27 protein-coding genes are annotated in these 16,989 nt (G+C 65.2%); 20 read left to right on the forward strand and 7 right to left on the reverse strand.

The features are described from left to right. Positions 1-6: 6 nt before the first annotated feature. The 5 genes from ACQR1X_RS21040 to ACQR1X_RS21060 are packed head-to-tail and all read left to right on the forward strand — an operon-like array spanning position 7 to position 1,546. Entirely contained in the window at positions 7-315 is a 309-nt protein-coding gene (locus tag ACQR1X_RS21040; RefSeq protein ID WP_315713113.1) for a 2Fe-2S iron-sulfur cluster-binding protein, read from the forward strand. Positions 316-327: 12 nt separating this feature from the next. Continuing rightward, positions 328-540, forward strand: a complete 213-nt coding sequence (locus ACQR1X_RS21045; RefSeq protein ID WP_315803674.1) for a hypothetical protein — start codon at positions 328-330, stop codon at positions 538-540. Positions 541-574: 34 nt separating this feature from the next. Further along, the gene (locus tag ACQR1X_RS21050) at positions 575-892 is read left to right on the forward strand and encodes a DUF6156 family protein (protein WP_316179957.1); all 318 of its coding nucleotides are present in this window, start codon (positions 575-577) and stop codon (positions 890-892) included. Between the two features lie 12 nt (positions 893-904). Next, the gene (locus tag ACQR1X_RS21055) at positions 905-1,072 is read left to right on the forward strand and encodes a hypothetical protein (RefSeq protein ID WP_315803672.1); all 168 of its coding nucleotides are present in this window, start codon (positions 905-907) and stop codon (positions 1,070-1,072) included. Between the two features lie 15 nt (positions 1,073-1,087). Continuing rightward, complete coding sequence (locus ACQR1X_RS21060; protein ID WP_434837725.1) at positions 1,088-1,546, forward strand: group II truncated hemoglobin; 459 nt, start codon at positions 1,088-1,090, stop codon at positions 1,544-1,546. 259 nt (positions 1,547-1,805) lie between these two features. Here ACQR1X_RS21060 and ACQR1X_RS21065 read toward each other — a convergent pair whose 3' ends face one another. The 4 genes from ACQR1X_RS21065 to ACQR1X_RS21080 form a co-directional block, all read right to left on the reverse strand. After that, a complete protein-coding gene (locus ACQR1X_RS21065; RefSeq protein ID WP_315803670.1) occupies positions 1,806-2,048 on the reverse strand; it encodes a hypothetical protein in 243 nt (80 codons plus the stop codon). Between the two features lie 26 nt (positions 2,049-2,074). Continuing rightward, positions 2,075-2,833 (reverse strand): dienelactone hydrolase family protein, encoded by a 759-nt coding sequence (locus ACQR1X_RS21070; RefSeq protein ID WP_315803669.1) that lies wholly within the window; start codon positions 2,831-2,833, stop codon positions 2,075-2,077. A gap of 36 nt (positions 2,834-2,869) precedes the next feature. Beyond that, positions 2,870-3,232 (reverse strand): iron-sulfur cluster assembly protein, encoded by a 363-nt coding sequence (locus ACQR1X_RS21075; RefSeq protein ID WP_315803800.1) that lies wholly within the window; start codon positions 3,230-3,232, stop codon positions 2,870-2,872. A 93-nt stretch (positions 3,233-3,325) separates the two neighbouring features. Continuing rightward, a complete protein-coding gene (locus ACQR1X_RS21080) occupies positions 3,326-3,817 on the reverse strand; it encodes a tetratricopeptide repeat protein (protein ID WP_434837726.1) in 492 nt (163 codons plus the stop codon). A 273-nt stretch (positions 3,818-4,090) separates the two neighbouring features. Here ACQR1X_RS21080 and ACQR1X_RS21085 point away from each other — a divergent pair, with 273 nt between their 5' ends. Genes ACQR1X_RS21085 through ACQR1X_RS21095 form a run of 3 tightly spaced genes read left to right on the forward strand, consistent with a single transcriptional unit; the run spans position 4,091 to position 5,061 of the window. Beyond that, positions 4,091-4,324, forward strand: a complete 234-nt coding sequence (locus ACQR1X_RS21085; protein ID WP_006609694.1) for a BolA/IbaG family iron-sulfur metabolism protein — start codon at positions 4,091-4,093, stop codon at positions 4,322-4,324. Between the two features lie 48 nt (positions 4,325-4,372). Further along, positions 4,373-4,702, forward strand: a complete 330-nt coding sequence (gene grxD, locus ACQR1X_RS21090; RefSeq protein ID WP_315803667.1) for a Grx4 family monothiol glutaredoxin — start codon at positions 4,373-4,375, stop codon at positions 4,700-4,702. Continuing rightward, positions 4,699-5,061: a (2Fe-2S) ferredoxin domain-containing protein gene (locus ACQR1X_RS21095; protein WP_315803666.1), complete on the forward strand. Its 363-nt coding sequence runs from the start codon at positions 4,699-4,701 to the stop codon at positions 5,059-5,061. The genes grxD and ACQR1X_RS21095 overlap by 4 nt, the downstream gene beginning before the upstream one ends. Before the next feature lie 18 nt (positions 5,062-5,079). Here ACQR1X_RS21095 and ACQR1X_RS21100 read toward each other — a convergent pair whose 3' ends face one another. Both ACQR1X_RS21100 and ACQR1X_RS21105 read right to left on the reverse strand, forming a co-directional pair. Further along, on the reverse strand, positions 5,080-5,607 hold the full coding sequence (locus ACQR1X_RS21100; RefSeq protein ID WP_434899499.1) for an ArsC/Spx/MgsR family protein: 528 nt from the start codon (positions 5,605-5,607) through the stop codon (positions 5,080-5,082). Then, positions 5,501-5,932, reverse strand: coding sequence for a response regulator transcription factor (locus ACQR1X_RS21105; RefSeq protein WP_434899500.1), 432 nt, complete (start codon positions 5,930-5,932; stop codon positions 5,501-5,503). Before ACQR1X_RS21105 ends, ACQR1X_RS21100 begins: the two co-directional genes overlap by 107 nt. A 420-nt stretch (positions 5,933-6,352) precedes the next feature. Between ACQR1X_RS21105 and nifH the strand changes: the two genes are divergently transcribed. The 11 genes from nifH to ACQR1X_RS21160 all read left to right on the forward strand — a co-directional run bounded on the left by nifH (position 6,353) and on the right by ACQR1X_RS21160 (position 15,437). Continuing rightward, positions 6,353-7,240 carry a nitrogenase iron protein gene (gene nifH / locus ACQR1X_RS21110; protein ID WP_315803664.1) on the forward strand — a complete coding sequence of 296 codons (888 nt, stop codon included), beginning with the start codon at positions 6,353-6,355 and terminating at the stop codon, positions 7,238-7,240. Between the two features lie 84 nt (positions 7,241-7,324). After that, positions 7,325-8,059 carry a nitrogen fixation protein NifQ gene (locus ACQR1X_RS21115; RefSeq protein WP_434837728.1) on the forward strand — a complete coding sequence of 245 codons (735 nt, stop codon included), beginning with the start codon at positions 7,325-7,327 and terminating at the stop codon, positions 8,057-8,059. A gap of 17 nt (positions 8,060-8,076) precedes the next feature. Next, positions 8,077-8,571 (forward strand): Fur family transcriptional regulator Irr, encoded by a 495-nt coding sequence (gene irr / locus ACQR1X_RS21120; RefSeq protein ID WP_315803662.1) that lies wholly within the window; start codon positions 8,077-8,079, stop codon positions 8,569-8,571. A 320-nt stretch (positions 8,572-8,891) separates the two neighbouring features. After that, the gene (nifV, locus tag ACQR1X_RS21125) at positions 8,892-10,031 is read left to right on the forward strand and encodes a homocitrate synthase (protein WP_315803661.1); all 1,140 of its coding nucleotides are present in this window, start codon (positions 8,892-8,894) and stop codon (positions 10,029-10,031) included. A 2-nt stretch (positions 10,032-10,033) separates the two neighbouring features. After that, positions 10,034-10,825, forward strand: a complete 792-nt coding sequence (gene cysE, locus ACQR1X_RS21130; protein ID WP_316216994.1) for a serine O-acetyltransferase — start codon at positions 10,034-10,036, stop codon at positions 10,823-10,825. Next, positions 10,822-11,160, forward strand: a complete 339-nt coding sequence (gene nifW, locus ACQR1X_RS21135) for a nitrogenase stabilizing/protective protein NifW (protein ID WP_316238970.1) — start codon at positions 10,822-10,824, stop codon at positions 11,158-11,160. Before cysE ends, nifW begins: the two co-directional genes overlap by 4 nt. A 261-nt stretch (positions 11,161-11,421) precedes the next feature. After that, the gene (locus ACQR1X_RS21140; RefSeq protein WP_434899501.1) at positions 11,422-12,267 is read left to right on the forward strand and encodes an electron transfer flavoprotein subunit beta/FixA family protein; all 846 of its coding nucleotides are present in this window, start codon (positions 11,422-11,424) and stop codon (positions 12,265-12,267) included. 36 nt (positions 12,268-12,303) lie between these two features. Continuing rightward, entirely contained in the window at positions 12,304-13,410 is a 1,107-nt protein-coding gene (locus ACQR1X_RS21145; protein WP_434886370.1) for an electron transfer flavoprotein subunit alpha/FixB family protein, read from the forward strand. A 22-nt stretch (positions 13,411-13,432) separates the two neighbouring features. Beyond that, on the forward strand, positions 13,433-14,740 hold the full coding sequence (locus tag ACQR1X_RS21150; RefSeq protein WP_315803656.1) for an FAD-dependent monooxygenase: 1,308 nt from the start codon (positions 13,433-13,435) through the stop codon (positions 14,738-14,740). Between the two features lie 41 nt (positions 14,741-14,781). Further along, on the forward strand, positions 14,782-15,078 hold the full coding sequence (locus ACQR1X_RS21155; protein WP_172112536.1) for a ferredoxin family protein: 297 nt from the start codon (positions 14,782-14,784) through the stop codon (positions 15,076-15,078). A gap of 152 nt (positions 15,079-15,230) precedes the next feature. Beyond that, complete coding sequence (locus tag ACQR1X_RS21160) at positions 15,231-15,437, forward strand: TOBE domain-containing protein (RefSeq protein WP_315803799.1); 207 nt, start codon at positions 15,231-15,233, stop codon at positions 15,435-15,437. Between the two features lie 27 nt (positions 15,438-15,464). Here ACQR1X_RS21160 and ACQR1X_RS21165 read toward each other — a convergent pair whose 3' ends face one another. Next, entirely contained in the window at positions 15,465-16,028 is a 564-nt protein-coding gene (locus ACQR1X_RS21165) for a DUF2478 domain-containing protein (RefSeq protein WP_316180160.1), read from the reverse strand. 73 nt (positions 16,029-16,101) lie between these two features. Here ACQR1X_RS21165 and modD point away from each other — a divergent pair, with 73 nt between their 5' ends. Further along, a complete protein-coding gene (gene modD, locus ACQR1X_RS21170) occupies positions 16,102-16,977 on the forward strand; it encodes a ModD protein (protein ID WP_434872635.1) in 876 nt (291 codons plus the stop codon). The last annotated feature ends 12 nt before the right edge of the window (positions 16,978-16,989 follow it).

Genomic DNA, 16,989 nt, shown 5'->3' on the forward strand with positions numbered 1-16,989 from the left:
CATTCAATGGCAACTCTGACGGTCATGCCCTCCGGCAAGACGATCGAGGTGGGCGAGGGCACCACCATTCTGGCAGCGCTGCTCGGCGCTGAGGTCGAGATCCAGCACAAATGCGAGGGCCAGGCAAAGTGCGGCTCCTGCCACATCTTCCTGCAGGAGGGACGCAAGGGCGTGTCGAAGGTGACGAAGCTCGAGAACGAGAAGCTCGACACCATCGTCGGCGTCGGCTCGAAGTCGCGCCTCGCCTGCCAGGCGACCATCCTTGGCACCGAGAACGTCAAGATCGAGCTGCTCGGCTTCGGTTCAGGCCTGTAAGAGGAGGATACCATGGACAATTTGACGCTGCATGTCCGCTTCGCCAATGACGGCACTGTCGCCGAGATCAGCGAGCGCCCCGGGGACCTGACGCCGCAGCAATGGTTCGACAAGTTGAGTGCTGCGATCGGCATGAAGGCCTATCAGACCTTTGCCGGCGGCCGCGGCGTGTTCAAGGTCGACCGTGACCAGATTGAGGCCCTGAAGACCGCAGCCGTCTCGTGACGGCGGCGGTGTGACCTTCGATGCGAGCGGCAGCATGAGCGCGGATGCGGGACAGGCGTGTCGATTCTTCGTCTCCTACACCGGCGTCAAGCTGCCGCTGCGGCTGGTGACTGCGATCGCGCCTGAGCAGCTCTCGAACCGGAACACGTTCATCCGCGGCTATTTCGATGCCGAAGGCGTACTGACCGGGTTCGAAAAGATCGTCTATGGCGAGATCGAGCTCACGCACTGCTACAGCTACCATGCCAATGGGGCGCTGAGCCGGGCCGAGATCGTGATGCTCGACGAGGATCCGGTGACGCTGAATTTCGACGAAACCGGCGCGCCTGTGGCCGCGCACGACGCTGCGTGAGCGGGAGGGACCGTGACTGTCGCCAAGCTGATCGAGGCTCTTGCCAGCATGCCGAAGGACGCTATCGTGCTGATGGACAGTGGCGGCGGTTTGTCGCGTGTCGATGCGCTGGAGCTCGTGGACCAGCAGGGCCCGGGGGCGCCGGCTGAGGTCATCCTGCAGCCGAGCTTGGACGAGTAGAGACAGGAACGACCGATGGCGGATGCTGGGACTTCAGAGACCGGGACTTCAGAAGCGGGACCGGTCGTCACGCCCTATGAACGAATTGGCGGCGCCGTCGTGGTCGATCGTCTGGTCGAGTCGTTCTACCACCGGATGGATACTCTGCCCGAGGCGAGGGCCATCCGCGACATGCACGGCACCAATCTTGGGCCGATCAAGCACATCCTGAAGCGATACCTCTCGGAATGGCTCGGCGGCCCGAAGCTGTATTCACCTGAGAAGGGGCATCCGCGGCTGCGTCAGCGCCATATGGGCTTTCCCATCGGCAATGCCGAGCGCGACGCCTGGCTGCTCTGCATGCGCGGCGCGCTCGAGGAGACCGTCAGCGACGTCGAGGCCCGCCAGGATGTCGACGCCGCGATGACCAAGCTTGCCGACTGGATGCGCAACCAGGCCGGCAATCCGCACGACGCGCGGGCCGCGCGACCGTGAGCTGAGAGGTAAGCCGCGGTGCTCAAGAATGGGCCCTCTCTCCTCGTGGGAGAGGGCATCGCCGGCTTCTCCGCATATTTGGTCGGGTGAGGGGGGCTCTGCGAGGTGGCGCCCGGCGAGAGAGACCCCTCACCCAACCGAGTCTGCTGCGCTGTCCTGCATGCCCTCTCCCACAAGGGGAGAGGGCGCTGTATCGCGCAGCGAGCTTGTAGGTGATCCGAAGGTTCTTGTAGTCCATCGGACTACAACTAGTACCAAACTAATACAACGGCACGCCGAAGAAATTCTCGTCGTCGCCGCCCCAGGCGCGGTGCAGCGCCAGCGCGTTCTGCCATTGGACCAGCTCGGTGCCGCTGGCGTTGCGGTGGGTGATCTTGCCGTCCGGATGCTCGGCGAGCAGAAAAGGCTTGCCGTTGCGGATGAAGCGGTTGAGATCCTTGGTGTCGTTGGGGCGCACCACGCAACGTGGCCGCTCGTCGATCAGGATGGTGGTCGGCAGCATCGCGACGCTCTCACTCCATCGGATTCTCAATCGGTCGGCGGTCCCATGTCGTCGTCGGCCTTCTTCTTCTTTTTCTTGTCGGTCTTGGCGAGCGCGTAGGCGCCGGCATTCTTCAGCGTGATCGGCGGCTGGCCGACGACGTATTGCGAGATCCACGCCAGTGTCCGCTCATGTGCCAGCGCGGCTGCAGATTCATCATAGGTCTCGCCGTTGCCGTCGAACGCATGCGCGGCATTCGGATAGGAGAATGCGCTGACCTCGGGATGATAGGCGCGGAACATGGTCACCTCCGCGAACGGCACGACGATGTCGGCCTCGCCGAAATGGAGCAGGGTCGGAATCTTGCGCTTGGCGCCGGCCGCATTGACGACACCTGTCGCGTAGTAGCTCACCGCGCAGGCCACGCCGGAGACGCGGTTGGCCGCGTCATAGGCCAGACCGCCGCCGGCGCCGAAGCCGACTACCGCCACCTTGCCGCAGTCCTTGACGCTGTCGACGGTCGACTGGACTTCGGCGAGCAGCGGCGTTGCCGGATCCGGCACGGACTTGGCCGGCTCGCCCTCCACCGTCGATTCGATCGCCGCAGGAGGTGACAGCTCCGGCGCAATCACGACATATCCGCTGGCCGCGAAGGCATCGGCGATCTTGCGTAGCCTGCCGGCAGCGTCAGCGCCGTCCGGCAGGACGACGATCGCCCCCTTCGGCGCGTCGGTGGGATCGGCACGAAACGCCTGAAAGGTATGGCCGTCGCTGGCGGTCAGCTTGATCGTGCTCTCGGTAGGCATGTGATGCTCCTGCTTCCGTTGCGCGGTTGGCGCGCGTTACAACAAACCCAGCTCCAGCGCGGTCTCTTCGGACATGCGCGACTTGTCCCAGGGCGGCTCGAACACGAGCGTGACTTTCACCGATGCGACGCCGTCGACGGCCTGCACGGCGTCCTCCACCATGCGAACGATCTCGCTCGCGACCGGGCAGCCGGGCGCCGTCAGGGTCATGTCGATCTCGACGGCGCCGCCGCCCTCGTGCGCGATCCGATAGACCAGCCCGAGATCGTAGACGTTCACCGGAATCTCCGGGTCATAGACCGTTCGCAACGCCGCAATCACGCTCTCGGCTGCACTCTGGGAGCCGGTCGCTACGGCGGTCTGCGCCGGGGAAGGAGGGGGCGGGGCGTGCATGGTCATCATGCGTTGGTTCCTCTCATGATCCTGGTTCGCACCGGGGGATGGTCGTTGCAATTCGAGTCATGTTTCGCTTCGCTCGTGCATGGCGTCGCCTCATTCCGGACCGAGCCCCTCGGCCAGCGCGGCGACGACCGGCCATCCGACGGCGCCGGTGGGATCGAGTCGCCGCAGCGCGGCGAGCATTTCGGCTGCACCCTCGGAATCAGTCTTGCGCAGATGGATGAAGGCGAGGGCCTTCAGCGTGTAGAGCGCGAAGCGGCCGGCGCCGTCCGGCAGCGGATCATGCGGCGTCCAATGCCGCCAATCACATGGCCAGCCGGCCTGGCGCGCCGCTTCGGCAAGGCCCAGCTCGGCGACCGCCTCTGCCTCGTCGAGATGGCCCTGATAGGTGTGAATCTTATACAGACAGAAGTAGGTCGGAAGCTGCTGCGGAGCGGCCGCCAGCGCCTGGCGAAACAGCCGGTCCGCCTGCGCGTGGTCGCGGCGATAGGCCGCCACGCCCTGTTGCAACAGGGCATCGATCTCTTGCGGCAGATCGCCGAAGTTGATCGTGTCGGGTTCGCTGACGAGTTCGAGCATCTGCATTGACCTCGATCAAATCACTGCAAGACGCGGACCGTTTTCGCGCGGGTGCAGCAGTGTCGAAGCCGGCACGAGGCAGGTGGAAGAACGGGCCGATGTTGGATTTTGAACGCCGCTTCCTCGCCGCCCCGCGGCCGATGTCGCAAACACGACGCGACGCTTGCGCGATTTGGCGTGGACACGTCGTCAGATGCCGGCGAGCCGGCGATTGCGGCGCGCAAATGACTGGTTCGGAGCTTGCATGATGCCGTCATCAATCCAGCGGGAGCAGCAGCGATGGCGATGGCAGCAACGGATATCGAGCGTCTGATCAAGGAGGCGTTCCCGGATGCCGTTGTCGTGATCGAGGATCTGGCAGGCGATGGCGACCATTATTCGGCGCGCGTCACCTCACAGGCCTTCGCTGGGAAGAGCCGGGTGCAGCAGCATCAGATGGTCTATTCGGCTCTCAAGGGCCAGATGGGCGGCGTGCTGCACGCGCTGGCGCTCGAAACGTCATTGCCGAAGTGATCGTTGCCGCCCGGCTGATCGGTCGCATTCAGGGAAAGGATCCAGTCCATGTCGACATCCGAACGCATTCAGAAGCTGATCGACGGCAGTGATGTCGTGCTGTTCATGAAGGGCGTGCCGGCCGCGCCGCAATGCGGCTTCTCCGCCGCGGTGGCGCAGATCCTGGCCAAGCTCGACGTGGCCTACGAGAGCGTCAACGTGCTCGCCGATCCCTTCATTCGCGAAGGCATCAAGGAGTTCTCCAACTGGCCGACCATTCCACAGCTCTACGTGAAGGGCGAGTTCGTGGGTGGCTGCGACATCGTGCGCGAGATGTTCCAGGCCGGCGAGCTCGCGACACTGCTCGCCGACAAGGGCATCAAGGCGCCTGCGTCATGAGCGATGCCGATGTCGCCGAGGCGGATGACGCGTTCGAGATTCCGCAGCTCTACAAACACCACGCCTTCGTCTGCCTGACGCAGCGCCCGCCCGGACATCCGCGCGGCAGCTGCGGCGCGCTCGGCGTGCAGCCGCTGTGGGACCGGCTGACCAAGACCATCGAGGCGCAGCGGTTGACGGACATCGGCGTCACCGCTGCCGGCTGCTTCGGCTTCTGCAGCGCCGGACCGATGATGGTGGTCTATCCGGACGGCGTCTGGTATCGGCCGACCACCGCTGAGGATATCGACGAGATCGTCGAATCCCACTTCAAGCAGGGCAAGCGTGTCGATCGCCTGGTCATGGTGTTGAAACGCTGACGTGCTGACCGGAGCCGCTCAGCGCGGCTCCGGACAAGGTGTCGACGCCTCCGGACGCGTGCAGCCCTGGACGTCGTCCAGATCGTCGTACTGCCGAAGCAGCGAGATCACGGGTTCACGATCGAAGCCGGCGCAGCACTGGCCGCCGGCTTCGATCAATGGCCGGCTGATCAGCAGCGGATCCTCGAGCATCAGGTCGATGGCCGCGACGGCTTCGATCGTCTCTGGCTCGATCTCTCCTGATTTCACGCGCGGCGAGGCTGGATTGAACCAGGCCCAGACGGGAGTCCCGGCGAAATACGCGCGCAGCCGCTCGCCGGTCCAGGGCTCGGTCAAGAGATTCCTGGCGACGACATCGTGGCCGGCGCGCGTCAGCATCAGCTTCTGCCGGGCGTTGGTGCCGCAGCCCGGCTTCTCGTAGAAGACGACGGTCGTCACGTCAGGCGCCGCCGAGCTGGACGAGCTGCGCGCCGCCGGCGCGGCCGAGAATGGTGTCGACCTTCTTGCGCACCGACTCGATCGTGAGCGGCTTGACCACGGCGCCATGCGCGCCGGCCTTGAGACCCTCGATCGCGATCGCCTCGTCCGACTTCGCGGTCACGATCAGAATCCGCACGCCCTTGAACTTCGCCAGGATCTCGCGGACGAGCTCGGGTCCGCGTTGCTTCAGGAAGGACACCCCGAGCAGCACCACGTTCGGCGCCAACCAGTCGACGCCCTTCTCATACGCCTCCTCGGGAGTCGCCAATTCATGTGTCTCGATCTCGTCGTGCAACATGAACTGCAGGGCCGCGCGCGTGATCTCGTCGTCGTCGATCACGAACACGCGCCGCTGGTCCACGGCCTTGGCCGTCTCCACTCCGATCTGCATTGCATCCTCCTCAACGTTGTCAGCGTCTGTGCCGCAGGGCTGCGGAGAGGACCTAGCAAATCTCGTTCCGGGCGCCGCGCGGCTGAAAAGTCGCCGCCGTTGTGTCGTTTCGGACAGCACCGCGCGTCGTCGCATCTTGCGAAGCATTCCGATGTCGGGTTTGCAACAACCCGCCATCGCGCACGGAATGCTCCGCATCTCCTTTAAATCATGACTGTTTTTGACGCCGTGCGCGTGCTGGCACAGCCGTTGCAAAACTGGGCCCAGGCAATGGTTGAGGGCTGAGTGCACGCCGACGCTTCGGACGAGCGATGCTCTCCTTCCCAACAACCCGTCTGCCGGTTCGGACACAGAGAGGACGCGGTCACGCCTCGCGAACAGCGCGGGCGCGACATAGGCAATCGGTTGATGGAGAGCAGAATGTCATCACTGCGACAAATCGCATTCTACGGCAAAGGCGGCATCGGCAAATCGACGACGTCGCAGAACACGCTCGCGGCGCTCGCCGAGATGGGTCATCGGATCCTGATCGTCGGCTGCGATCCCAAGGCGGATTCGACCCGTCTGATCCTGCACGCCAAGGCGCAGGACACCATTCTCAGCCTGGCCGCCGCCGCCGGCAGCGTCGAGGATCTCGAGATCGAGGAGGTCATGAAGGTCGGCTATCGCGACATCCGCTGCGTCGAGTCCGGCGGTCCGGAGCCGGGCGTCGGCTGCGCCGGCCGCGGCGTCATCACCTCGATCAACTTCCTGGAAGAGAACGGCGCCTATGAGGACATCGACTACGTGTCCTACGACGTGCTCGGCGACGTGGTCTGCGGCGGCTTCGCGATGCCGATCCGCGAGAACAAGGCGCAGGAGATCTACATCGTGATGTCCGGCGAGATGATGGCGATGTATGCCGCCAACAACATCTCCAAGGGCATTCTGAAGTATGCGAACTCCGGCGGCGTGCGCCTGGGCGGCCTGGTCTGCAACGAGCGCCAGACGGACAAGGAGCTGGAGCTGGCGGAAGCACTCGCCAAGAAGCTCGGCACGCAGCTGATCTACTTCGTGCCGCGCGACAACATCGTGCAGCACGCCGAGCTGCGCCGCATGACCGTGCTGGAATACGCGCCGGACTCGGTCCAGGCCGGCCACTACCGCTCGCTGGCTCAGAAGATCCACAACAACGGCGGCAAGGGCATCATCCCGACGCCGATCACGATGGACGAGCTCGAGGACATGCTGATGGAGCACGGCATCATGAAGGCCGTGGACGAGAGCCAAATCGGAAAGACTGCCGCCGATCTCGCCGCAACGGCTTAAGCAGTCTTGGTACCGGCCTTCCTCCCGTCGGAAGGCCGGTACCTCATCGCATGTCCCGTCGACATGGCGGCAGGGGATCGCGCTATGACCATCGCAATCGTGGGCGTCTCGGAATCCGTTGCTGCCGGCCTGCAAAAGTCGCCGCGCAGCGGCTCGTTCGAAGAGGACAAGCGGCATCACGGCCGCGAGATCTACCGCCTGCTGACCGGCGTCGATCCCGAGGACGCGCTGATCGACAGCGACATCGGTTTCGACCGTCATGTGGTCGCGTCGATTCTCTCCGTCTCGGCGATGGAGCACGGCGTATTGGCGGAGCGCGCCGGGCTTTCGACAGTCGAGCTGATCGCGCTGCTGGCGCAGTTGTTTCCGGCAGCCTCGATCGACTCCTCATGGCTGCCGTTCACCGGGGCCGTGGCCGCGCCGGACGACGACGAGATCACGATGGTGCGCGATCTGCTCGCCGCGCAGCGCTCCACGGACGGCGAGGTCGGCCGCTGGCTCGCGGCCATGGTGGCGCGTCGCGCGATGGAGCCCAACCATCTCTGGGAAGACCTGGGCCTGCGCGAGCGGTCCGAGCTGTCGCGGCTGCTGATGCGCCACTTCGCGCCGCTGGCGAGCCGCAACGCCAGAAACATGCGCTGGAAGCGCTTCTTCTACCGCATGCTGTGCGAGGACGATGGCTTCGTGATGTGCACGACGCCGGTCTGTACCCAGTGCAACGACTTCGAGGTTTGTTTTGGCGAGGAGAGCGGCGAGAGCCGGATGGCCGAACGGCGACGCGAGGTGGCGCTGCAGGAGGCGGCGGGCGCCGCGATGTGAGTTCGAGGACCGTGACGATGTTGTTGGACAGCCAGCTTGGATTCCCGTGCAACTCCGACAGCGGACGTTGTCCCCAGGCGGAGACTTGCGAAGCTGGCGAGATCCTGATGCGTCGATGCGAGGACGCGCTGCGTCGGGCCGGGTTGCGTCCTACCCAGCAGCGTCAGCAACTGAGCCGGATTCTGTTCGGCGGCGGCGACCGCCACATCACCGCCGACGCGCTCTATGCCGCTGCCGTTGCTTCGGGCATGAAGATCTCGCAGGCCACCATCTACAACACCCTCAACCAGTTCGTGGAGCTCGGACTGCTGCGGCAGATCGGCGTGGACGGCTCGAAATCATTCTTCGACACCAATACGACCGTGCATCCGCACTTCTTCTATGAGGACGAAGGCGAGCTCGTCGACGTGCCCGAACAGGTCGCGTTCGAGCAGTTGCCCGAGCCGCTGCCGGGCTACGGCATGGAGCGGATCGACATCGTCATCCACCTGCGCCGCAGGCGCCACGCCTGACGGCAGCCTTGGTCGCCGCGCGGTCCAGGCGCGGCGCGGGGCATGTCTCTCCGCGTCGACGTTCGATGTCCGACGCTGTCACGAATCCGACAATCCGAGACGTTGGAAAAACAATCGGATATTCAATTGGTTGGCGTGGTGTCCGGCGGTGGCATGGCCGTTGCTGAGTGAATGGCAGGCCGCAACGGAGCGTCGTGCTTCTGGCGGCCACACACAGGTTGCGACGGAGCGAGTGAATGCCAGACGTCTCCGGACAGCGCGGGTCCAGGAATGCCCGAGATGCCGGCTCTGCCAACGGGAGCGCGGTCTCGGGGAGCCCGATGCCCCGGGTCATCCTCAACGATACCACGCTCCGCGACGGCGAGCAGGCGCCGGGCGTCGCCTTCGCTCTCGGAGAGAAGGTCGCGATCGCCCGTGCGCTGGCGCGAGCCGGCGTTCCCGAGATCGAGGCCGGCACGCCGGCAATGGGGGCCGACGAGATCGCTGCCATCAGGGCGATCGTCGAGGCGAGTCTGCCCGCGACCATCATCGGCTGGTGCCGGATGCGCGAGGCGGATGTCGATGCGGCGATCGCGGCCGGCGTCTCGATGGTGAATGTCTCCATCCCGACATCCGACGTGCAGATCGCCGCCAAGCTCGGCGGCAGCCGCAGTGCCGCGCTGGAACTGCTCAAGCGCGTGGTCGGCTATGCGCGGAGCCGCGGACTGGCCGTTGCCGTCGGCGGTGAGGATTCCTCGCGCGCCGATGTCGGCTTTCTCGCCGAGGTGATCGCGACCGCAAAGTCGGTCGGCGCCCGGCGCTTCCGCGTCGCCGATACGCTGAGCGTGCTCGATCCGGACGCGACGTCAGCTCTGGTCGGCGCCTTGCGCGCGACCACGGACCTGGAGATCGAGTTTCACGGCCATGACGATCTCGGTCTTGCCACCGCCAACACGCTGGCGGCGGTCAAGGCGGGCGCGACCCATGCATCGGTCACCGTGATCGGCCTCGGCGAGCGCGCCGGCAATGCTCCGCTGGAGGAGGTCGCGGTCGCGCTGCGGCAGCTCTACCGGCGCGAGACCGGCATCGTGCTGGCCGAACTCGATCACGTCGCCAATGTCGTGGCGGCCGCCGCGGCACGCGCCATTCCACTCAACAAGGCCATCGTCGGCGAGCACGTCTTTACCCACGAATCCGGCATTCACGTCGATGGCCTGCTGAAGGATCAGCGCACCTATCAGGCGCTCGATCCGGTGCTGTTCGGCCGCTCCAACCGGATCGTGATCGGGAAGCATTCCGGGCTGTCGGCGATCACCTCGCTGCTGTCGGATCTGCGCCTGCCGGCGAGCGCCGACCAGGCTCGGCACATCCTGGCGCGCGTGCGCAGGCATGCCGTCGTTCACAAGGGGCCGGTGCCGAAAGAGGCCGTTGCGGCCATCTGGCGCGAAGTCTGCGATCACCCGCTGGCGAGCTTTGCCTGATCATGAGCGACATCGTCGATACCCCCATTGCAAAGCCGATCGTCGTCGAGGCGAGCCGGCCCTCGCTGCTCCGCCTGATCCGCGAGGACATTGGCTGTGTCCGCTCGCGCGATCCGGCGGCGCGCAGCGAAATCGAGACCCTGCTGACCTATCCCGGCATTCACGCGCTGATCTGGCACCGCCTGGCGCATCGGCTGTGGATTCGCGGCTGGCGTTTTCCGGCACGCTTGTTGTCGTGGCTCGGACGCTTCCTGTCGAATGTCGACATTCATCCGGGCGCCGAGATCGGCCGCCGCTTCTTCATCGATCATGGGGCCTGCGTCGTGATCGGCGAAACTGCCGAGATCGGCGATGATGTCACGCTCTATCACGGCGTCACCCTGGGCGGCACGTCGTGGTCGCCAGGCAAGCGGCATCCGACGCTGGACAGCGGTGTCGTCGTCGGCGCCGGCGCCAAGATTCTCGGCCCGATCACGATCGGCCCGCGGACCCGCGTCGGTGCCAACTCCGTCGTCATCCAGAGCACGCCGCCCGACGTCACCGTGGTCGGCATCCCTGCCAAGGTGGTGCGGCCTGAGTTCACCCATCGGCGGACCGTCGGACGCATCGATCTGGATCATCATCTGATGCCTGATCCGGTCGGTGAGGCCCTTTCCGTGATGCTGGACCGGATCGAGTTTCTCGAAGCGCAGCTCGCTCACATCAGACAGAAGGTGCGCCAGGGACCGCCGCCTCCGGCGCCGACCTCGTTGTGCGAGGTTGATCCGATTTCGAGTCAAGGAGCAAAGCAATGACTGTGGCAACGCCGAACGTTCTGGACGAACTGAAGCAGACCTCTGCTGCCGAGGAATTCTTCAAGCTGCTCGGTGTCGACTACGATCCCAAGATCCTCAATGTCTGCCGGCTGCATATTCTCCGCCGGATGGGGCAGTACCTCGTCAGCGAGGACTTCTCCGGCGTATCCAGCGAGGATGTCGCAGCCCGCTGCAAGTCGTACCTCGAGCAGGCCTATCAGGACTTCCTCGTCTCGACGCCGCTCGATCAGCGGGTGTTCAAGGTGCTCCAGGAGGCGGTGGCGCCGCCGAAGCCGGCTCCAAAGCCGTTCGTGTCGCTGACGACGCTCAAGTAACGCATGAACTGACGATCGCTCCCAGAAGCGCCGCCAGCACCACTGGCGGCGCTTCTGCTTTCAGGCGAGCGGTGCGCTCTCAAAGTCCTGTCGCATTCCCGACGCGTGTTGCTTGCGACGTGTCGGACCTCGGCGGCGAGTTCTCAGAAGCAGTTCAGGTTCATGCGCCAAGGTGTTGAATCCGTGCCGATAATCATCACGGCCGAAACTGGTACGACAATTGCTGTCCTGATCGCAGGCCTACACACCCGGAGTGATCGCATGCATATCGTCGTCTGCATCAAGCAGGTTCCGGACTCCGCGCAGATCCGCGTTCATCCGGTGACCAACACCATCATGCGCCAGGGTGTGCCGACCATCATCAACCCCTACGACCTGTTCGCGCTCGAGGCGGCGCTGCAACTGCGCGACAAGTTCGGCGGCGAGGTGACGGTGCTGACGATGGGGCCGCCGTCCGCCGAAGACTCGCTGCGCCGGGCACTGACCTACGGCGCCGACCGCGCCGTGCTGCTGACCGATCGCTTCTTTGCCGGCGCCGATACGCTGGCGACCACCTATGCGCTGGCGACAGCCATTCGCAAGATCAGCGAGACCTTCGGAGCGCCGGACATCGTGTTCACCGGCAAGCAGACGATCGACGGCGACACCGCGCAGGTCGGCCCGGGCATCGCCAAGCGTCTGGGCCTGCTGCAACTGACCTATGTGGCGAAGATCAACGAGGTCGATCCCGTCGCGCGCACGATCGAAGCCGAGCGTCGCTCCGAGGGCGGCGTTCAGGTGCTGAGGACCAGGCTGCCGTGCCTGGTGACGATGCTGGAGGCGACCAACGAGATCCGCCGCGGCGCCATGGCCGATGCGCTCCGTGCGGCGCGCGCTCAGATCGTGACCTGGAGCGCCAAGGACGCCGGCGTCGAGGACATCTCGAAGTGCGGCCTGAAGGGCTCGCCGACCATCGTGAAGCGGGTCTTCGCGCCGTCGGCCCGGGCGGAGAAGGCGACCATGGTCGACTTCTCGAACCGCGCGCCGGCCGACGCGCTGATCGAGGAATTGTTCAAGCGGCAGCCGAAGCTCGAAGCCGAGCTGACGACGTCAGCACACGGCTTCTGATCCAGACGGCTTTTGACGGACCAAGGGACGACGATCATGAGCGAACCCACCAAAGCACCGCCCGCCGCAGCCGGTCGCGCCGCGACCAAGAAGGAGCTGCCCGAGCATTTCAAGGCCTACAAGCACGTCTGGGTGTTCATCGAGCAGGAGCGCGGCCAGGTTCACCCGGTGTCCTGGGAGCTGATGGGCGCCGGCCGCAAGCTCGCCGACAAGCTGAAGGTCGATCTGGCGGCCGTGGTGATCGGTCCTCCCGGAGAAGCCGTGCGGCACGCTGCCGCGGAGTCGTTCTGCTATGGCGCCGATCTCGCCTACATCGTCGCGGACGGCGTTCTTACCGACTATCGCAACGAAGCCTATACCAAGGCACTGACCGACGTCGTCAACACCTTCAAGCCGGAGATCCTGCTGCTCGGCGCCACCACGCTCGGCCGCGACCTCGCGGGCTCCGTCGCGACGACCCTGCTCACCGGTCTGACCGCCGACTGCACCGAGCTCGACGTCGATGCCGACGGCTCCCTGGCCGCGACGCGGCCGACCTTCGGCGGCTCGCTGCTCTGCACGATCTACACGCTGAACTACCGGCCGCAGATGGCGACCGTCCGCCCGCGGGTGATGCCGATGCCGGACCGCGTCGAGAGGCCCGCGAGCCGCGTCATCGAGCACAAGCTCGGTCTCGTCGAGGAAGATATCGTCACCAAGGTGCTGTCCTTCATTCCGGATCGCGATTCCGCCAAGTCCAATCTCGCCTATGCCGACATCGTCGTGGCCGGCGGGCTCGGGCTCGGCTCGCCGGAGAATTTCCAGCTCGTCAAGGGACTCGCGTCGGTGCTCGGCGCCGAATTCGGCTGCTCCCGGCCGCTGGTGCAGAAGGGCTGGGTGTCCTCGGATCGGCAGATCGGCCAGACCGGCAAGACCATCCGGCCCAAGCTGTATATTGCCGCAGGCATTTCCGGCGCGATTCAGCATCGGGTCGGTGTCGAGGGCGCCGATCTGATCGTCGCCATCAACACCGACAAGAACGCGCCGATCTTCGACTTCGCGCATGTCGGCATCGTCACCGACGCGATCCGGCTGCTGCCTGCGCTGACGGAGGCATTCCGTGCGCGTCTGTCGCCGCATTCGCGCGATCGCATCGCAAGCTAGGCACCAGAGAGGGAGCAGGGCAATGATCGAGGAACGTTTCGACGCGATCGTCGTGGGTGCCGGCATGGCCGGCAATGCGGCTGCGCTGACCATGGCTCAGCGCGGCATGAAAGTGCTGCAGCTCGAGCGCGGCGAGTATTCCGGCTCGAAGAACGTGCAGGGCGCGATCCTCTACGCCGACATGCTGGAGAAGCTGATTCCGGACTTCCGCGAGGAAGCGCCGCTCGAACGCCATCTGGTCGAGCAGCGCTTCTGGATGCTCGACGACAAGTCGCATGTCGGCCTGCACTACAAGTCGGACGACTTCAACGAGGAGAAGCCGAACCGCTACACCATCATCCGTGCCCAGTTCGACAAGTGGTTCTCGTCCAAGGTCAAGGAAGCCGGCGCCACCGTGCTGTGCGAGACCACCGTCACCGAGCTGGCGCAGGACGCCTATGGCAAGGTGATCGGCGTCAGGACCGATCGACGCGATGGTGAGATCCATGCCGACGTCGTCGTGCTGGCGGAGGGCGTCAACGGCCTGCTCGGGAGCCGCGCCGGCCTGCGCGAGCGACCGAAGCCGGAGAACGTCGCGCTCGCGGTCAAGGAGATGCACTTCCTGCCGCGCGAAACGATCGAGGCGCGCTTCAACCTGAAGGGCGACGAGGGCGCCGTCATCGAGGCCGTCGGTACGATTTCCCGCGGCATGACCGGCATGGGCTTCATCTACTCCAACAAGGAGTGCATTTCGCTCGGCATCGGCTGCCTCGTCTCCGACTTCCAGAAGACCGGCGAGACGCCCTACGGCCTGCTCGAGCGGTTCAAGCAGCATCCGTCGGTGGCGCCGCTGATCGAGGGCTCGGAAGTCAAGGAGTACTCGGCGCATCTCATTCCCGAAGGCGGCTACAACGCGATCCCGCAGCTCTGCGGCGATGGCTGGGTCGTGGTCGGCGATGCCGCCCAGCTCAACAACGCCGTTCACCGCGAGGGCTCCAATCTCGCGATGACCTCGGGGCGCATCGCGGCCGAGGCGATCTTCCAGGTGAAGTCGCGCCGTGATCCGATGACCAAGGAGAACCTCGCGCTCTACAAGAAGATGCTGGAGGACTCCTTCGTCATCAAGGATCTGAAGAAATACAAGGACATGCCGGCGCTGCTGCACAACCAGTCGCAGAACTTCTTCCTGACCTATCCGCAGCTCGTCTCCAAGGCGATGCAGAACTTCGTGCGCGTCGACGGGACGCCGAAGAAGGAGAAAGAGAGCAGCACCGTGCGCTCCTTCGTGAATGCAAGGTCATGGACCGGCCTGTTCGGCGACGCCTTCAGGTTTGCCCGGGCGTGGCGATGATTGGTGAATAAACGAGACAGCTTAAGCGAGGGAGATCAGACATGAGCACGGACGTCGCAGTCAGGGTCGAAGACAAGCTGTTCTACAATCGCTATCAGGTCGATCCCGGCCGGGCTCATATCAAGGTCCGTCCGCATACGACGCCGACGCCGCAGTTGAAGGCGCTTCTCAAGGCCTGCCCGGCACGCTGCTACGAGCTCAACGACAAGGGCCAGGTCGAGATCACGGTCGACGGCTGCATCGAATGCGGCACCTGCCGGGTCATCGGCGAGGCCAGCGGCGACATCGAGTGGAGCTATCCGCGCGGCGGCTACGGCGTGCTGTTCAAGTTCGGCTGATGCCCGTCGGATCGCGCAGGTCGACGAGGCGCCGCAAACCGGTGCCGGATCATCAATCCTATATCGTTCTTGATATAGGTCATTGAGTTCGGGCCCACGTTCTGCTTACATGCTGGGGCAGCAACGAAGCTGCAATCGATGAGGAACAGCACGTGAAGCTGAGCGCACGAAACGTCTTGCCGGGACGGATCATCTCGGTTGAAAAGGGAGCGACCACCGCCCACGTCAAGGTGGAGCTCGCCCCGGGACTCACGGTCTTCTCGGCAATCACCAACGAGGCGGTGGAGGAGCTCGCGCTTGCCGTCGGCGACAGCGTCTCCGCCGTCATCAAGTCGTCGGATGTGATGATCGGCAAATAGGAACATGGCGCCGAATTGTTGCGCCGATCAGCCGGTCGATGCGTGGCGCGCGCGCAGGCCGAGCCACCAGGTTTCCATCGCCGAACGTGACGGCTGCAGCAGCGTGCCGAAGTCGCCCGCAAAGCTCCGCCAGTCGTCGATGCATTTCTGCGGCACGGCCGTCAGTACCGGAATGCCCGAGGTGATCGCGTCGGCCAGCTCGCCGCGCAACCCGCTTCCCGCAGCCTCCTGCTTGGAGAACTTGTTGATCACGATGAGGTCGGCATGGGCTGCGATCGCGCGGTGAACGGCCATGCCGGCTTCGGCAAGGCCCGCGGTGTCGAGCTTGCAGGCCGTCGATCCGGCGCCGAGGTCCTGGCAGATCGAGATCGTGTCGCCATTGCCGAGATCGATCACGTCCATTCCGCTTTTCTTGCCGACCTCGTCTCTCGTATTGCGCTGAACGATGCCGCCGACCCGGACGCCCCGTCGCAGCAGCTCCTGGGCAAAGGCGTCCAGCAAGGCATCGGCATCGTCGCCCGGTCCATAGAGAATCGCGGCGAGACGGGGCTGATTGAGCTCAACGGGGGCAGGAAGATCGTGCGGGATCATGCGGGGCCTGGCGATCGGAGACGGGCAGCGACCAGGGTTTATATAGAGGATGCAGCCTGTGGAGAAAGAGCAGATGTCGCGCGCGCCGACCATCGCTAAGCACAATGATCTCGAAGCGCTGCTCCGCGACGATGTCCCCTATGGCGACCTGACGACGGAGACGCTCGGGATCGGCGCCGAGCCGGGCCTGATGCACTTCGCTGCGCGCGGCCGCATGGTGCTGGCATTGGCCGAGGATGCGGCGGCGTTGATCGAGCTCACGGGCTGCCATGTCGAACTGTTCGCCGGCAGCGGAACGGTGCTGGAGGAGGGGGCTCCGATCCTCCGTGCAGACGGCGCGGCGGCAGGCCTGTTGCGGAGCTGGAAGGTGGCGCAGACGCTCATCGAGATCTGGTCCGGCGTCGCGACCGGGGCGGCTGCGATCGTCGGCGCGGCGCGGGCGATCAGGCCGGGCATTGCGGTCGCCTGCACGCGTAAGAACGTCCCCGGCACCAAGCCGTTCGCCGTCGCCGCGGTGAAGGCTGGCGGCGCGGTGATGCATCGGCTCGGCCTGTCGGAGACCGTGCTGGTCTTTCCGGAGCACCGGGCGTTTCTCGGCGATGCGTCGCTTGCCGACGTCGCGGAGCGGTTGCGGCGGAGCGCGCCGGAGAAGCGGATCGTGATCGAGGTCACCACGGTCGAGCAGGCGGTCGCCGCCGCCGTGGCCGGCTTCGACGTGATCCAGGCCGAGAAATTTCTGCCTGCCCAGATCGCTACGCTGGCGGAGCGGATCGCCATCAGCGCGGCGCTACAGCGTCGGCCGATCATTGCGGCCGCGGGGGGCGTGAATGCGCAGAACGCCGCCGCCTATGCTGCGGCGGGCGCGGACGTGCTGGTCACCTCGGCGCCCTACCTCGCACGTCCCTGCGACGTGCAGGTGCGGATCAGCCCTACCTCAGCCGCGGCTTGACCGCACGACCTG

This window comes from Bradyrhizobium sp. HKCCYLRH3073, assembly GCF_051167995.1.
Classification (GTDB): domain Bacteria; phylum Pseudomonadota; class Alphaproteobacteria; order Rhizobiales; family Xanthobacteraceae; genus Bradyrhizobium.

Coding starts and splice junctions, on each gene's coding strand:
- ACQR1X_RS21105 (WP_434899500.1), bottom strand. CDS start 5,932: ATGCAGATCGGAGTGGAGACGGCCAAGGCCGTGGACCAGCGGCGCGTG.
- ACQR1X_RS21060 (WP_434837725.1), top strand. CDS start 1,088: ATGGCGGATGCTGGGACTTCAGAGACCGGGACTTCAGAAGCGGGACCG.
- nifH (WP_315803664.1), top strand. CDS start 6,353: ATGTCATCACTGCGACAAATCGCATTCTACGGCAAAGGCGGCATCGGC.
- grxD (WP_315803667.1), top strand. CDS start 4,373: ATGTCGACATCCGAACGCATTCAGAAGCTGATCGACGGCAGTGATGTC.
- ACQR1X_RS21115 (WP_434837728.1), top strand. CDS start 7,325: ATGACCATCGCAATCGTGGGCGTCTCGGAATCCGTTGCTGCCGGCCTG.
- ACQR1X_RS21155 (WP_172112536.1), top strand. CDS start 14,782: ATGAGCACGGACGTCGCAGTCAGGGTCGAAGACAAGCTGTTCTACAAT.
- ACQR1X_RS21140 (WP_434899501.1), top strand. CDS start 11,422: ATGCATATCGTCGTCTGCATCAAGCAGGTTCCGGACTCCGCGCAGATC.
- ACQR1X_RS21095 (WP_315803666.1), top strand. CDS start 4,699: ATGAGCGATGCCGATGTCGCCGAGGCGGATGACGCGTTCGAGATTCCG.
- ACQR1X_RS21080 (WP_434837726.1), bottom strand. CDS start 3,817: ATGCAGATGCTCGAACTCGTCAGCGAACCCGACACGATCAACTTCGGC.
- ACQR1X_RS21165 (WP_316180160.1), bottom strand. CDS start 16,028: ATGATCCCGCACGATCTTCCTGCCCCCGTTGAGCTCAATCAGCCCCGT.
- nifV (WP_315803661.1), top strand. CDS start 8,892: ATGCCCCGGGTCATCCTCAACGATACCACGCTCCGCGACGGCGAGCAG.
- ACQR1X_RS21070 (WP_315803669.1), bottom strand. CDS start 2,833: ATGCCTACCGAGAGCACGATCAAGCTGACCGCCAGCGACGGCCATACC.
- ACQR1X_RS21085 (WP_006609694.1), top strand. CDS start 4,091: ATGGCGATGGCAGCAACGGATATCGAGCGTCTGATCAAGGAGGCGTTC.
- ACQR1X_RS21045 (WP_315803674.1), top strand. CDS start 328: ATGGACAATTTGACGCTGCATGTCCGCTTCGCCAATGACGGCACTGTC.
- ACQR1X_RS21150 (WP_315803656.1), top strand. CDS start 13,433: ATGATCGAGGAACGTTTCGACGCGATCGTCGTGGGTGCCGGCATGGCC.
- modD (WP_434872635.1), top strand. CDS start 16,102: ATGTCGCGCGCGCCGACCATCGCTAAGCACAATGATCTCGAAGCGCTG.
- nifW (WP_316238970.1), top strand. CDS start 10,822: ATGACTGTGGCAACGCCGAACGTTCTGGACGAACTGAAGCAGACCTCT.
- ACQR1X_RS21065 (WP_315803670.1), bottom strand. CDS start 2,048: ATGCTGCCGACCACCATCCTGATCGACGAGCGGCCACGTTGCGTGGTG.
- cysE (WP_316216994.1), top strand. CDS start 10,034: ATGAGCGACATCGTCGATACCCCCATTGCAAAGCCGATCGTCGTCGAG.
- ACQR1X_RS21075 (WP_315803800.1), bottom strand. CDS start 3,232: ATGACCATGCACGCCCCGCCCCCTCCTTCCCCGGCGCAGACCGCCGTA.
- ACQR1X_RS21040 (WP_315713113.1), top strand. CDS start 7: ATGGCAACTCTGACGGTCATGCCCTCCGGCAAGACGATCGAGGTGGGC.
- ACQR1X_RS21100 (WP_434899499.1), bottom strand. CDS start 5,607: ATGGCGCCGTGGTCAAGCCGCTCACGATCGAGTCGGTGCGCAAGAAGG.
- irr (WP_315803662.1), top strand. CDS start 8,077: ATGTTGTTGGACAGCCAGCTTGGATTCCCGTGCAACTCCGACAGCGGA.
- ACQR1X_RS21050 (WP_316179957.1), top strand. CDS start 575: ATGAGCGCGGATGCGGGACAGGCGTGTCGATTCTTCGTCTCCTACACC.
- ACQR1X_RS21145 (WP_434886370.1), top strand. CDS start 12,304: ATGAGCGAACCCACCAAAGCACCGCCCGCCGCAGCCGGTCGCGCCGCG.